Source organism: Ligilactobacillus ceti DSM 22408 (assembly GCF_000423245.1).
Taxonomy (GTDB): domain Bacteria; phylum Bacillota; class Bacilli; order Lactobacillales; family Lactobacillaceae; genus Ligilactobacillus; species Ligilactobacillus ceti.
In genome coordinates this window covers 292,875-308,313 of sequence record NZ_KE383993.1, presented here as the reverse complement: position 1 = coordinate 308,313, position 15,439 = coordinate 292,875, and the positions used below count along the sequence as shown (strand labels likewise).

At 34.2% G+C, this 15,439-nt stretch carries 13 protein-coding genes and 1 other RNA gene; 4 read left to right on the top strand and 10 right to left on the bottom strand.

What is annotated here, in order from left to right; genetic code table 11:
• Positions 1-66: 66 nt before the first annotated feature.
• The 6 genes from G540_RS0104365 to G540_RS0104345 form a co-directional block, all read right to left on the bottom strand.
• Positions 67-1,665, bottom strand: coding sequence for an MFS transporter (locus G540_RS0104365; protein WP_027107068.1), 1,599 nt, complete (start codon positions 1,663-1,665; stop codon positions 67-69).
• Between the two features lie 126 nt (positions 1,666-1,791).
• Positions 1,792-2,940, bottom strand: a complete 1,149-nt coding sequence (locus G540_RS0104360; protein WP_027107067.1) for a THUMP domain-containing class I SAM-dependent RNA methyltransferase — start codon at positions 2,938-2,940, stop codon at positions 1,792-1,794.
• A 90-nt stretch (positions 2,941-3,030) separates the two neighbouring features.
• Positions 3,031-3,417: RNase P RNA component class B (gene rnpB, locus G540_RS07345), an RNA gene on the bottom strand.
• Between the two features lie 16 nt (positions 3,418-3,433).
• The gene (gene gpsB / locus G540_RS0104355; RefSeq protein ID WP_027107066.1) at positions 3,434-3,769 is read right to left on the bottom strand and encodes a cell division regulator GpsB; all 336 of its coding nucleotides are present in this window, start codon (positions 3,767-3,769) and stop codon (positions 3,434-3,436) included.
• Between the two features lie 98 nt (positions 3,770-3,867).
• Positions 3,868-4,413: an SLOG family protein gene (locus G540_RS0104350; protein WP_027107065.1), complete on the bottom strand. Its 546-nt coding sequence runs from the start codon at positions 4,411-4,413 to the stop codon at positions 3,868-3,870.
• Between the two features lie 4 nt (positions 4,414-4,417).
• Entirely contained in the window at positions 4,418-7,246 is a 2,829-nt protein-coding gene (locus tag G540_RS0104345; protein ID WP_027107064.1) for a helicase C-terminal domain-containing protein, read from the bottom strand.
• Between the two features lie 333 nt (positions 7,247-7,579).
• Between G540_RS0104345 and mvk the strand changes: the two genes are divergently transcribed.
• From mvk to fni, 4 genes are read left to right on the top strand one after another with little or no spacing between them, the layout of a single operon-like run.
• Positions 7,580-8,530 carry a mevalonate kinase gene (gene mvk / locus G540_RS0104340; RefSeq protein WP_027107063.1) on the top strand — a complete coding sequence of 317 codons (951 nt, stop codon included), beginning with the start codon at positions 7,580-7,582 and terminating at the stop codon, positions 8,528-8,530.
• A 1-nt stretch (position 8,531) separates the two neighbouring features.
• Positions 8,532-9,515, top strand: a complete 984-nt coding sequence (gene mvaD, locus G540_RS0104335; protein WP_027107062.1) for a diphosphomevalonate decarboxylase — start codon at positions 8,532-8,534, stop codon at positions 9,513-9,515.
• 18 nt (positions 9,516-9,533) lie between these two features.
• Positions 9,534-10,607 (top strand): phosphomevalonate kinase, encoded by a 1,074-nt coding sequence (locus G540_RS0104330; RefSeq protein WP_027107061.1) that lies wholly within the window; start codon positions 9,534-9,536, stop codon positions 10,605-10,607.
• A gap of 17 nt (positions 10,608-10,624) precedes the next feature.
• Complete coding sequence (fni, locus tag G540_RS0104325; RefSeq protein WP_027107060.1) at positions 10,625-11,656, top strand: type 2 isopentenyl-diphosphate Delta-isomerase; 1,032 nt, start codon at positions 10,625-10,627, stop codon at positions 11,654-11,656.
• Positions 11,657-11,701: 45 nt separating this feature from the next.
• Here the strand turns inward: fni and G540_RS0104320 are convergent, their stop codons facing one another.
• From G540_RS0104320 to G540_RS0104305, 4 genes are read right to left on the bottom strand one after another with little or no spacing between them, the layout of a single operon-like run.
• The gene (locus G540_RS0104320; protein WP_027107059.1) at positions 11,702-13,099 is read right to left on the bottom strand and encodes an RsmB/NOP family class I SAM-dependent RNA methyltransferase; all 1,398 of its coding nucleotides are present in this window, start codon (positions 13,097-13,099) and stop codon (positions 11,702-11,704) included.
• A gap of 17 nt (positions 13,100-13,116) precedes the next feature.
• On the bottom strand, positions 13,117-14,094 hold the full coding sequence (locus tag G540_RS0104315; RefSeq protein ID WP_027107058.1) for an ABC transporter permease: 978 nt from the start codon (positions 14,092-14,094) through the stop codon (positions 13,117-13,119).
• 21 nt (positions 14,095-14,115) lie between these two features.
• Positions 14,116-14,439 (bottom strand): metal-sulfur cluster assembly factor, encoded by a 324-nt coding sequence (locus G540_RS0104310; protein WP_035463604.1) that lies wholly within the window; start codon positions 14,437-14,439, stop codon positions 14,116-14,118.
• 11 nt (positions 14,440-14,450) lie between these two features.
• On the bottom strand, positions 14,451-15,206 hold the full coding sequence (locus G540_RS0104305) for an alpha/beta fold hydrolase (protein WP_027107056.1): 756 nt from the start codon (positions 15,204-15,206) through the stop codon (positions 14,451-14,453).
• Between the last annotated feature and the right edge of the window lie 233 nt (positions 15,207-15,439).

Sequence of the window (15,439 nt, the reverse complement as noted above, 5' to 3'; positions counted from 1 at the left end):
ATAGCAAAATCTCTTTCAAAACGTCAGACGAAAAAGAGCCACGTAAAAACGTGACTCTTAATTAATTTATTCTGTTTTTTTCTTAGGTAACCAAAATGTAAATAAGAAGCTCATAAATAAAATAATCGAACTAACACCAATCGCTTTTACAACACTTTTAGTAAATGTTTGGCTTAAATCTTTCACTAAATGATTTCGCACTGGTTCGGGTAACATAGCAGTATATTGCGGATCATTTTTCAAAGCCACAATCGAAGATCCAGCTGAATTAATAACTGAATTTTCTACTTGAACTGCAACTTTAGGCGGTAAATTCGGAATATCGCGTAAAGAACCGGGAACGTCTTGCCATAAGAAACTGACAAAAATCGTCCCAATAATTGCGACACCTAAAGCAGAACCTAATTGTCGAACAGTCGATTGAATGGAAGAGCCTTGCCCGGCTTTTTCATCCGGAACATCACGCATCACAATCGAAGTTAATTGCGCAGAAGCAAAGCCTAAACCAATCCCATAGACAATTAACCAAGCAGCAATCCAAACAGTACTTGTATTAACTTTAATCGTTAAGAAGAATCCTAATAAGGCTAAAGCTTCTAATAATAAACCAGTCGAAACTACAATCGCTGGTGAAGTTTTTTTAACAAATGGTGTTGCAAAACCTCCTGCAAAAAAGGCCCCGACACCTAATAAACATAATAATAACCCTGCTTGCATCGCTGATAAGAAGAGTACATTTTGTAAAAATAATGGTAAAACAAATAACAAACCAAATTCACCAATTGCCACAATACAAGCAATTAAATTTCCGATTGAAAAACTTTTAACTTTAAACAAATTCAAAGAAATCAAATGTGATTTTCCTTGTTTGATTAAATGTTTTTCCCAGAAAACTAAACAAATCAAAATAATAATTCCCAGCAATAATAAATAAGGAATTCTGGAGAGTCCATCGATGGCTTGACTAGCTTCTTTAGCATAGATCCAACCATAATTACGACCTTCAATCAAAGCATAAACTAATGAACCAAACGAAATAACAGAAAGTAAAAAGCCTAAAATATCAAATTTACCTTCCCATTTTTCCCCATAATTTTCAGGAATATAAATTAATGCCCCGATAATAATTAATAAACCAATTGGTAAATTAATCCAAAAGACCCAACGCCAATTTAAATACGTTGTAAAAATCCCACCTAATAGTGGTCCAACGGCAGCCATACCGGAAATAACCGATCCCCAAACAGCAAAAGCGATAATTCTTTCATGACCTTTAAAGAAAGTATTCACGGTTGATAATGTAGTTGGTAAAACAATCGCACCACCAACCCCTTGCACTGAACGAGCGACTAACATCATTTCAATTCCATGTGATAAACTCGCTAAAATAGAACCGATAATAAAAAAGACAACACCGATAATCAACAGTTTCTTACGACCTAAGACATCATTAATCCGACCAGTTGTAATTAATAACGAAGAAAATATCAACGAATACAAAGTAATAATCCATTCTGCATTAGTAAAATTCAAATGTAAATCTTTAATAATCACCGGTAAAGCAACATTGATGATCGTTCCATCAATTACAATAATGGATACAGCTAAAGCTAAAATCGCTAAAATCATCCATTTATTACGGACTTGCACTGTTTTTTCGTCCATAAAACCGACCTCCTTTTAAAATACACTTTATTGTATTACTATTCTTTTCTTTCCGCTAGCAATTACCCCTTAAATAAAAAAACAACTGCTCCACCTTTTGGTTTCACAGTTGTTTATCAACTTTAATTAATCTTCTTTTTTCGGACGTGGTTTACGTAAACCCCAATATTGGAATAAATCTGTTCTTAAAGAACCATTGTATAATTTACGACGTTTTGTCGCTTTTTCACCATAATATTGTTCGAATTGTAAATCACTTGTCAAAATATATTTACTCCATGTTTTCATTGGACGATAAACATCACCCATTTCTTTATATAAAACATGAACACTTTCTTGATCACTTAAACGTTCCCCATAAGGTGGGTTAGCTAAAATAACACCATATTCTTTATCTGTTTTAAAATCTTTCACAGCCATTTGTTTGAAGAAGATTTTACCTTCTAAGCCGGCGTTTTTAGCATTTTGTTTTGCAATTTCAATCATGCGACCATCAATATCATAACCACTAATATCTAAATCAATATCAAAGTTCGCTTGATCGCGCGCATCTTGACGTAATTGTGCAATTAATTCATTAGGAATCCAATTCCATCCTTCACACACAAATTTACGATTTAAGCCCGGTGCCATATTATAACCAATCATGGCTGCTTCAATCGGTAATGTACCAGAACCACACACTGGATCAACAAATGGTTTATCTGGATACCAACGTGCTAATAAAACTAATGCAGCCCCCATATTTTCTTTCAATGGAGCGCCACCTTTATCTACCCGGTAACCTCGTTTAAACAAACTACTTCCAGTCGTATCAAGTGTTAAAATAACTTTATTTTTGTTAATTGCCACTTCGATTGGGAATTTTGCACCCGTTTCTGGTAAACGTGTTCTACGATGATACACTTGACTCATCTTAGCTACAATTGCTTTTTTCACAATCGCTTGCGCACTTGGCACGTGGTGTAAGATTGATTTTTGTGATTTACCAGATACTGGAAATTCCGCATCTAATGGTAAATAATCACTCCAGTTTAAAGCTTTTGTTCTTTCAAATAATTCATCAAAAGTCTTGGCTTCAAATTCAGCAATCACGATTTTAATACGATCGGCTGTTCTTAACCATAAGTTGGTTTTGATGATATCACTAATATCACCTTTAAAACGCACTCGACTATTTTCAACTTGTGTTTCATAGCCCATATGGCGTAATTCATTGCCGACAATTGCTTCGATTCCGGCAGCTGCCGTTGCAATTAAGTTATATTGTTTCATTCATTAATCTCCTTAAGATTATTTAATTTATATAATAAAAAACTAGGATAATTAGAGTAAACTAATATCCTAGCTTGCCTGTATATAAGCCTCGATAAGCCACGTTCTGTCCGTAACTAAACCCAGGTTCGTTTAATTACGTGGTAATCATCTATCTCCGAATATAAATATTCGCCCCCATGATTAGTTCATTTCCGTCATGAAGCGCCCCTACCAAAGTTTGGGTTACCTGCTCGCAGGGTTTACCGCGTTCCACCAATTCAGTTTCCTAAATTGCTTCGTCACTGTGGCACTTTTCAAGACTACTCGAGCATAGCTTTTAGCCTTAGCTCTTTTATCTGCCATTACCTTTGTACAAAGGTATCTTGCCTTATTTTTTCAGCAAGTACGATCACTACAAGCATCTCAGCCTGTGCAAGCTTGGACTTTCCTCAGCCTATATTTTCGAAAAAATATAAACCGCGATTACCTGAGACTTATATATTATTGGTTTTTAAAAACGATTGCCTTCGTCGTTATTAACTTGAGCACCAAATACATGTCGTTCTAAATTCGATAAACGTTTTAAAATGTCCATGTTAGTTGTGCTAGCAGCAGGACGTGTTGTATTACCCGTTTTGCTGACAGCAAGTTGCTTCGTTAATTCATCGACTTTGCTTAACAAGCGGTCATTTTCCATTTGAAGACGTTGTGTTTCTTTAATATATTTTTCATAATCTTGAATGATTAAATCCAAATATGCGTCCACTTCGTCTTGGTCATAACCTCTCATTTTAGTGCTAAAACTTTTTTTGACAATATCTTTAGGCGTAAGATTTACTTTTTCCATAGAAATTGCACCTCATTTTATCTAAAATGGATCAAATTGTCCATAACATATCTAATTATAGCAAACAATAACTAGTTTGCAAATCATTTTAATAATTCTTAATCTGTTTCTTGAAAATTTTGAGCCGCTTCTTGCAAATCATACATATCAATCAACAACAATTGATAGTCATTTTCTTGACTAAACTCTTGTAAATCTCGATAATCATACTCACTTTTCCCTGGATACTCAGGATCATAGACTAATAACGCACTACTTGTATGTTCAAGCATAAAACGTTGATAATTTTTAAATTGTTGCGGTGACGTATACGGTTGTTGACTAATCGCTTCATAAAAATCTACCTGACTACACAATTGTGCTAAATGAGCTTGTTTTTCTGGTTGCCAATTACTCCCAAATGCTTGATATGGTGTCAAGACACCAATTTTAATTTCCGGATATTCTGGTTTCAATTCTAAAACAGCTTCAATCGTCCATTGCTCAATCCCTAATTGCGCTCCCGTTAAGACCCATTGAAAACCTTGTTCAATTTGATTAATAATAGCTTTTTTCAAAGCACTTTTAATAATGGCAACTTTTGGGTCATTATTTTGAAATACACCTAATTCATAACTGCGATAACCGGTAATCCATAAATTCATTTCATCATGCTTCCTTTGTAGCTGCTAATTTCTTTTGAAAAGCTTTTAATTTACGATTCACTTGCTCTTTTTGAACTTTTTGGAGTTTAAATTCATTAGGAAAAGCAGCTTTGAAATACTTACCGTAATTTTTCGCACAGTAACGTGGGTCTAATAAAATAAACGCTCCTGAATCCTGATTATTCCGCAATAAACGTCCCCAACCTTGTTTCAAACGGATAATAGCTTCTGGTAATGCAATCTTATAAAAAGCACTTTCACCTTGGTTAGTAACTTTTTGATAACGAACTCGATTATAGCTTGTATTTGGCGCTTGAAATGGTAATTTCACAACAATTAATAACTCTAATGCATCACCTGGTAGGTCGACACCTTCCCAAAAACTTCCGGTTCCTAATAAAACTTTATGTTTATTCGTACCTAATAAGAAACGTTTCTTTAATTTTTCAACACTGCCGGTCACACCTTGCGCTAAAATCTCTTGCCGACTAAAATCATTTGTTTGCATCATATAACTATAAACTTTCCGAATTGCATCTAATGAATTAAACAAAATCAAAGTTTGTACAGGATTATGTTTCACAATATCACTTAAAATTTCAGCCATTTCTTGATAATAATCCTCTTCATTCATTTCACCAATATTCGGTGCATCTGTCACTACCAAACCAAGTGCTTGTTTTTGATAATTAAATGAACTAGGATATTTTTTTATTTTAGTATTCAACGGCAAATCAAGTTGCTTCAAGAGATACTCTTTTGTTTGTGGTAAAAACAAAGACGCCCCTATCAATAATGTATGATTGAAATAATTATATAATTCAGGTGCTAAATAATCTTGTCCCTCTAACACAGCAGACTGTAATTTTAAATGAGCATTTTCTCTTTGGGCAGATAAACTCAACCATAACATCACTTGTTCTTGTTCTTCTAAATTCTCTAAATCAAATTGTTGCCATCCTTTTAAAGCGCGATTTAAACGTTCAATCAATTTAAAATAATCAGCCAATAATAAGACCGCTTGATGATCAAAGAAACCTTGACCCCGAACTTGAATATATTTTAATTCCATTTCATGTTTTAAAGCTTTTGTTTTCGCTAAAGCTTTTTGGACTTTACTAATAGTCATCCAATTATTTTTCAAGAAACCATAATATTTATTCTTATCCAAAATAACTTCTAAATATTCATCACCTTGGAATTTCATTTGTTTTTGCATAAAACGTTCTTGAAATTTCAAACGTAAATCAGGGACTAACCGATTAATCACACGTAAATTCTTTAATAATTGTTGTAATTGAGCCTCAGTTAAAAAGCCTAAGTCAACTAATTGCGCAAAGGAATAATTAATTTGTGATTCCATTTTCACTAAAATCGTATCACTAATAATCTTAATTTGATCAAAATCTAAAACTTGACGATTATGCAAATTCGCGACTTGAGCTAAATTATGTGCTTCATCAACAACTAATTCACTTGCTTCTAAACTTAACTGATCAGCATGTCTTAATAGATAAGCATGATTCGTCACAATTAAATCAGCTTGTTTAATTTGTTGTTCTTGACGCCGAACAAAATCATATTCATAAAAGACATCACCTTTTTGAATGCTTTGTGGACCTTTATGTGCGACTTCTTTAAACAATGGTTCTTGCAATGTAGTTAAATTCAATTCAGAAAACAGCCCCGTTGTAGTTTGCGTTAACCACACTAAAATACGCATCTGTAATAAACGAGTATTTTTATTATGTGGCAAACGTAATGAAGCTCGAAACTTCGCTAAATCAAGATAATTTTGACTTCCTTGAGCAGAAACAGCTTGCACTGAGAATGGTAATAATTTTTGTAATTGCACGAAATCTTTTTCTAAGAGCTGTTGCTGCAAAGCTGTCGTAGCTGTACTAATTACGAATTTTTTGCCTTTCGTTGTTAAATACGCAAGTGGCAATAAATATCCCAAAGTCTTTCCGATTCCAGTTGGTGCTTCTAAAATAATTTTTTCAGTAATTTCTTGTTCAAAAAATTCAGCGATATCATCCATTAACATCACTTGATTTTTTCGAATCTCTAATTCAGATTGGAACAATTCTGCTTTAGCTGCTAAATCGTACAAATAAGGTTGCGGTTGTTTACTTGGTGCTGGTTCTTGGTTGGATAAACGTTGTAAGACTAAATCGTCCACTACAACTAAATCAGCTGGCAATGTCGCGCTTTGCTTTTCTTTCTTATGAAACGCTTTGCGAAAACAACGTCCGGTATCATAAAGCAAATTATTCCCCATCTGGCTCAACATTTGTAACAAAGGTAAGGGAAATTCTTTGATTTTTTCTAATAAAAGCAAAAATATTTCCGCAGTAACTTTAGCATCACTATCAGCTCGATGTGGATTTTCATTTTTTATATTTAAATATTCACCCAAGTTAGTTAAACGATAAGTTGGTAAGGTTGGTAAAACAATTTTGGCTAATTGTACAGTATCAATTCCAACTAAATCTAATTCAGGATAACCAGCTTGTTCTAACGCCAAATTTAAAAAGCGATAATCAAATTCAATATTATGCGCCACAAAAATTGTATCTTGTAATAAAGCATAAATCGTTCCGGCTACATCTTCAAATAGAGGCGCTTTTCTAACATCTTTATCAGTAATCCCGGTTAATTTTTGAACTTCTGTCGGGATTTTCATTTGTGGATTCACATAGGTATTGAAAGTTTTACTAATTTTGTTGTTTTTAATAAAAACACAACTAAATTGAATAATTCGTTCTTTACCATTAAGTGCTGTTCCGGTTGTCTCTAAATCAACAACCGCATATGTTTCATTTACTTTCATATACTTAAATTTCGCCCCCTAAGTCTCTTAAATTTTAGCATACCTCACTTTATTTTTATATACTCCGCTTTAAATTAAATTAGCTTCTTGTTATCACTTGTTTAACTCTGAAATTATGTAAGTTACCGTTAATTAATAAACGTTCCTCCTAAAGTAATAGTAACTAGTTACTATTACTTTATGCTATTTTTCATCAATTAGTTATATTTTTATAAAAAATCACTAAATTCAAGATCCTTTTCTTTAATAAGTTTGAGTGGATTTCGTTTTCTGTGTATAATTTAACTTGCTTAATAGCTAAATTAGTTATTGATAAAGGAGAATTTTTTACATTTGAAAAATAAAAATATCCTGGGTACAAGTCATGCCAAAACGATTTTAATAGGTGAACATGCAGTTGTTTATAATAAACCAGCCATTGCTTTGCCTTTGAACACTTTAACAATTACCGTTCAAATAACACCAAATCAACCTGGTCAAGGACTCGCTTTACTTAGCGACTACTACACTGGTCCTTTGACACAAATCCCAGAAAAACTAACCGGAATTAAACTTTTAATTCAAACAATTTTAGCTGAACATCAAGTTGCTACGCCTGATCTTAATTTAAAAATCATTAGTAAAATCCCACACGAACGCGGTATGGGATCATCTGCAGCAGTTGGGATTGCTATCATTCGGGCCTTATATAACTATTTTAATTGGGATTTAACAAACAATGAATTACTTCGTTTAGCAAATATTTCCGAAACTTACATGCATAAATCTCCTAGTGGTTTAGATGCAACAACTTGTGCCAGTGATCAGCCAATTTGGATGATTAAAAACACTGAAATTAAACCGTTAGAATTAAATTTAGATGGTTATTTAGTCATTTGTGATACTGGTATTTTAGGTCAAACTAAAGAAGCAATCCAAATTGTCAAAAATAATTTAACTAATAATCCTCAAACAGCACAAGCTCATTTAGATAATTTAGAAAAATTAACTTATCAAGCCAAAGAACAACTTGCAACGAATCAAGTCCACGCTTTAGGACAAACTTTTACGCAAGCGCAAGCCTCTTTAGCAGCTTTAGGTGTGAGTTTACCAGAAATCGATAATTTAATTGCCCAAAGCCTTACTTATGGTTCATTGGGAAGTAAAATTACCGGCGGCGGTCGTGGTGGTTGCTTGATTTGTTTAACTGCTGATCTGCCCACTGCCGAAAAACTCGCCACCCAAATGAAACAAGCTGGTGTGCAACAAACTTGGATTCAAAATTTACAGAGGAGCTTAGATTAATATGAAATCACCCAAAATTACCGCGCGTGCCCATACAAATATTGCCTTAATTAAATATTGGGGTAAAAAAAATCAAGAATTAATTATCCCTATGAACAATTCACTTTCATTAACTTTAGATCATTTTTATACTGATACAACTGTTCAATTTGATTCTACGTTAACTGAAGATATTTTCACTTTAGATGGAAAAACATATCATGATGAAAAAGTTAGTCACTTTATGGATATTGTCCGTGATTTAGCTAATATTTCAACTTTTGCAAAAATCGATTCCACAAACCATGTCCCTACTATGGCAGGCTTAGCTTCTTCAGCAAGTGCCTATGCTGCTCTAGCTTTAGCTGCTAGCCAAGCTGCTGGTCTGAATTTAGACCGCAAAGATCTATCACGTTTAGCTCGCCGTGGTTCAGGTTCAGCTAGTCGTTCTATTTATGGTGGCTTCGTCGAATGGCAAGCTGGAACAAATGATTTAGATTCTTATGCCGTACCGTTTGAAGAAGATGTAGATTGGGATTTACAAATGATTGCGATTGTTTTAGATCCTAATGAAAAGAAAATCTCTTCTCGTGCTGGTATGCAAACAGTTGTCGCGACTTCACCTTATTATCCTGCTTGGGTCGAATCTACGACTGCTGATTTAACAAAAATAAAAACAGCTATTCAAGCTCGAGACTTTACAACAGTTGGTGAAATTGCTGAAAGTAACGCAATGAAAATGCATGCTTTAAATATGTCAGCAACCCCACACTTTAGTTATATCGAACCTGATAGCATTAAAGTAATGGATGCAGTAGCTGAATTACGTGCCCAAGGTATTCCTTGTTACTACACAATGGATGCCGGCCCTAATGTGAAAATCATCTGTCAAAAACAAGACACGCAAAAAATTAGTGACTATCTTACTAATTTATTTGCACCAGAAAAAGTACTAGTTTCTGCAGCCGGTCCCGGTGCCAAAATCATCGCTCGCTGCGAAGCATAAAAGAAAGGTGGTGGCTTTGTGATTGAAGTTAAAGCCCCAGGTAAACTCTATTTAGCTGGTGAATATGCGGTTGTTGAACCTGGTTATCCAGCTGTCATTGTCGCTGTTGATCAATTTGTGACTGCAAATTTAACAGCTTCACCCTCAGCAACAGCCAGTCAAGTAACTTCCGAACAATTCCCTACCAGCAAATTAACTTGGTTTTGGGAAATCGAAACAATTCACTTTAGCACGGATGATTCGAATTTAAATTTCGTCAAACAAGCCATAATTAATACCGAACAATATTGTTTAGAACAACAAATTCCACTACAAAATTATCGCTTAACATTAGATAGTCAATTAGTGCAAGCTGGTAAAAAATATGGACTTGGTTCCTCAGCAGCTGTCACAGTTGCCACTATTAAAGCAATTTTAAAATTTTACAATTGCAAATTATCTTTATTAGAAATCTTTAAAATCGCTGCACTGACTCACTATCAAGTCCAAGGTAATGGTTCCTTAGGTGATGTCGCCGCTAGTGTCTACGGCGGATGGATTGCTTATACTTCATTTGATCGTACTTGGTTACGACAACAAACATCAGCTACTATCACATCTTTATTAGCTAGCGATTGGCCAGCTTTAAAAATCACCCCCCTAACACCTCCAGCTGATTTAAGTTTATTAATTGGTTGGACGGGGTCACCTGCTAGTTCCAAAAAACTGGTAGCAGCTATTAAAAAAAGTCAACTAGCTCAGCCTGCAGCTTACCAAAAATTTTTAACTGCTAGTAAAAATAGTGTTTTGGAATTAATCACTGGTTTACAAAATGGTAATTATGAAATAATTTTTACTGCCTTACAAAACAATCGTCAAGCCTTACTAACTTTAAGTCGCTTAAGTGGTGTTGAAATCGAAACACCGTTATTAAATAAATTAGTCAGCACGGCACTTAATTATCAAATTAGCGCTAAATCATCGGGGGCTGGCGGCGGAGACTGTGGAATCGCCCTCACTCAAAAATCACATCCCAAAATAAATACTTTATTAAAAACTTGGGAAGCCAATCAAATTCAAGTCTTACCTTTTAAAGTCTGGAATTTAAATTAAATCGAAAGGAGCTTTTTATGGAAAAAAGTCTACATGCCCAACGTAAAAATGAACATGTTTTTATCGCTGAAAAACAGTATCAAGCTAAGAGTCAAAATGGACTGGATCAAATTCGTTTAATTAGTCAGAACTTACCAGAACTTTCATTAAATGAAATCAATTTAGAAACCAAGTTCTTAAACACCACTATCCCTGTTCCTTTTTTTATTAACGCTATGACAGGTGGGAGTCAACATACAACTGTAATTAACGAAAAATTAGCTCTTTGTGCATTACAAAATGATATTCCAATGGCTACTGGTTCATTAAGCGTCGCCTTAAAAGAAAATTCTCCCGTCGGTTTTGATACACTAAGAAAGGTTAATCCAACAGGATTTGTATTAGGCAATTTAGGTGCTGGACATGATTTGCATAATGCAATTAAAGCCATTAACCTAATTCAAGCTGACGCTTTAGAAATCCATCTCAATGCGAGCCAAGAACTCGTTATGCCAGAAGGAGATCGGGAATTCCATTGGTTAGCTAATCTTCAAAACATTGTCGAAAATAGCCCTGTTCCCATTTTGGTCAAAGAAGTCGGTTTTGGAATGACTCCGCGCGGATTAGATGTTCTCAAAGCGGCTAACGTAAAATATGTTGATCTCGCCGGTGCTGGTGGAACTAGTTTTGTATCTATTGAAAATGAACGCCGGGAACGTAAAGAATTGGCTTTCTTGAATGAATTACAACTCTCAACCGCAGAATCTTTAATTGCTGCGCAACCATACCAAGCTGATTTTTCCTTAACAGCTTCCGGGGGGATTCGTTCTGCTTTAGATATTGTCAAATGTCTCGTTCTTGGTGCAGATAATGTGGGGATTTCTGGTTTATTTTTACACACCCTCTTAGAAAGTGATGAAGCTGGATTAAATCAATTAATCGCTGATTTAACCATGCAAATCAAACAAATTATGTTATTGCTTGGTTGTAAATCAATTGCCGAATTACGCGAAGTCCCCTACATTTTATCGCCAGAACTATTAAATTTTCAAAAACAAATCCAAAAATAAAAAGACTTGATAAAGTTAAATTAACTTTATCAAGTCTTTTTTTATTTAAACATTAAAGCGTAACCCTTTCGGGAAGAAGTTCTTGGCAACACCTTGAACAACTTTCGTAAAGCTAACCGCTTTGCCTTCACATTCCAATAAATACCATCCATTTGGCAAATCACGTGAAACATTAATAACATTCCCGGAAACATAAGTTGCCCATTCTTCACGTGTAATTGTAATAGTTTTAGCACATTCAGTAGTTGGATTCAATGCCACCGCTAAACTATAACTTGGTTCAAAACGATTCTTCTTAAAAGTCCCTAACAATAAACCCGGACGGACAAATTTTAATTGATCTAATGAGAACCAATTTTTAGAATAATAATAAAGGTATGAACCATAAACTTTTAAATCTTGTTGTGCATACGCTAAGGCTGGTACAACCTCACTTTGAAAAGCTTGCCATAATTGATATTCTTCTTTACTAAGAACAGTCTTATCTTGTTGCTTTTTATTTTTCTTCTTTTTCACTTTAGGTGATTTTACGACATCGCTTGTTTTAGTACGTGTATCTTGTAATTTAGCAATATAATGTCCCTCACCTTTGAAATGATGCGGCATTAAACGGACTGTCTTTTCTAATTCCAGATTCTGATCCTGTGTAACGGCCGGAATCCCCTGATCCATTCCTGGATATTTTTCAATCGGTAAAATTTCAAAATCAGGATAACTTGTGACTAACCAGTCAATGATTTGTTCATCTTCTTCTGGTGCAAAAGTACAAGTCGAATAAACTAATTGTCCCCCCGGCGCTAATAATTTCACCGCATCTTGTAAAATATCTCGTTGTCTCAAAGCACATTCCGCTGGATAATCTTGATGCCAATAATCAATCGCATTATGATCTTTACGGAACATCCCTTCACCAGAACAAGGAGCATCCACAATAATTTTGTCAAAATAGCCCGGTAAATGCTTGGCTAAATTAGCTGGATTTTCATTTAAAACAACGACATTTTTAGCCCCTGTTCGTTCCATGTTTTCCGCCAAAATTTTAGCCCGTTTTAAATTAATTTCATTACTAACAAGCAAACCTGTATCATTTAATTTCCCTGCTAATTGTGTTGATTTCCCACCAGGTGCTGCACATAGATCAAGTACGCGATCACCCGGTTCAATATCTAAAACTTCCGCCACATACATAGCGCTCAAATCTTGACTATAAACATAGCCCGTTTGGTGTTCTAAACTTTTACCAGAAACATTACCATAATAACCAGTTGGAACATATGGTACAGGTTCTGCTAAAGAATAGCTGACATTTTCAAATTGATTTTTTAAAGGATTTAATCGGAATCCTTTTTCAACGACATCTTCTTGCAAGCTAGCAAAAAAAGCTGCTGCTTCGTCGCCGAATAAATTTGTATATTTTTCAATAAATTCGTTCGGTAATTTCACCTTTTCGCTCCAACTCTCTAATTCTTTTTAAACGTTTTAACTTTAGCTTGCATTAATAAATAGAATAAAATATTCGCCAAAATATATATGATACCTAAATACGTTAACACCCAACGATATGTTTCTAAATTCACACTAAATAATCCAATTAGCGTTCCTAAAATCGAACCTAATCCTGTAAATAATGCATAATACTCCCATTGTTCAAAAACAAATCTTTCTGGTGTTTTATTCATAAATATCGCTTCTAAATATTGTTTACGTGATAATGTAATCCAAATTACCATTTCAAAAATCACACCAATTACTACTGCCACCAAGGCTACAACTTCCCATTTATGTTTACCAATCCATGATTGTTTTGGTACTAAAATGTTTTTCGGTGTTACAAGTTGAACCGTAGTCAATGATAACTCTTTTTTCAAAGTATCTGGATCCAATTTCGCTTTACCATCAAGCTTCACTTGATATCCTTTTAAATGAAGCTCTTGTGATTTTTTAATTGGACATGTTAAAAAGATTTTATTATCTAATTTTGATGTATATTTATCACCCATAACACCAATCACTGGAATATATTTATTCCCCATTTTTAAATATGATTGATCTTTAGGTGTATATAATTGTTTAACAATATTTTTCCCAACAACTGCCACGCTCACATTCGTAGAAAAATCAGCATCTGAGAAAAAATCTCCCGAATCCATTGGTGGTGTTGCAAAATCACCTTTTCCATAAAAATAAGTAATTTGTGGTTGCTGCGGATTTGTTAAATGCATTTGGATATTTTTAATTTTTTTGTCATTATGAATCTTATTAAATACATCCTCAAAAGTCGGATTATCTTTAAAAGTTACTTTATAAGCATCTAATGACAAATTACTATTATTCAATTTATTAATATAATCACGTTCTTGAATCTTATAAAATGTAAAAACACTGATAAAAGCCAAAAGTGCAATATATATAATAACGACAAACTTCCTTCTTAACACGATTCTTCTCCTGTCTCTTCCTTAATGTACACCAAGCGCTAATTTAGCATAACGTGACATACGGTCAATACTCCAAGCTGGTTCCCAAATAAATTCAACTTTGACTTCATCAATTTCTGGAATCTTCAAAAGAGCTTCTTCTACTGAGTTCGCAATCACATGTGTTAATGGACACCCCATTGTTGTCAACGTCATTTGAACTAAGCAATAGCCGCTTTCTTTTAAATCAACTTGATAGACCAAACCTAAATTCACAATATCAATACCTAATTCTGGATCATCAACTTGTTCGAGGTTATCAAGGATATCATTTTTAATTAATTCTAATTCACGTCTTTCGGCCATCTTTTCCACCTTTAATTTTTAAAATCTTGGGCAAACCTTTTGGCTGTTTCAACTGTGACTTGATATGGTACTTGGTGCCCACTTGTTTCACTTGTCATAAATGTCATTTGTTCCATACCAGCTTGACCTTGATGTTTTTCATAAAAATCACGCGTAACTTGATATGGTACAACACTATCTTTTTTACCATGCCAGAAATGTAAAGGACGTCCATTGATTTTTTCAGGCTGTAAACTCAAATCGATTTCAGCTAATGTTGCTAGCTGATCTTTAATTTCAGCTGGTGCAATTGCAGTTACTTCTGGTAGATTTTTTAATAATTCTTGGGCAAAAGCAACTGGACTAGCTGTCCCCATTTGGCAAAAAGCGGCATTAATTTCTGGATAACTTGCCATTAAAGCAGTAGTAGTAATCCCACCCATTGATAAACCGGCAACACCTAATTGATGCGGCAACACCAGTCCTTGATCACTATAATAAGTCACAATTTCTGGATATTCTTTCAATGAATTAATAATAATTTCCCAAAACTCCATTAAATGTTCATTGAATGGACCAGCTTGACGCACACCATGATATAAAGCATCCGGAATAATAGCACGAATACCTTGTTTAGCTAATTCATATCCTTGACCAATCACTTTTTCTTTACAACCTGTCCAACCATGATAAAACACAACTAAAGGTAAGGCTTGATCCGCTAAATTAGCATCAACAACTTCTAATACGGGAATTTCGTTAATCTTTTTTTCGATCACATTAATCATAACTGATTTCCTCCTTCGTTTCTGAAGAGTTTCCATTTAAATATTTCTCATAATACTATTTTTCTTTAACAGTCTTATTATACAACACTTACCTGCTGAGTTTAAAAGTTATCAGATTTTTTCAATTGGTTTTAATTAAAAATTTAGCTTTCATTTAAAATTCAGCAAATTTCATTTTTAGAGACTGGTAATTGATTATTTTTTATGTTAATATGTTAAACTAATGAAATTAA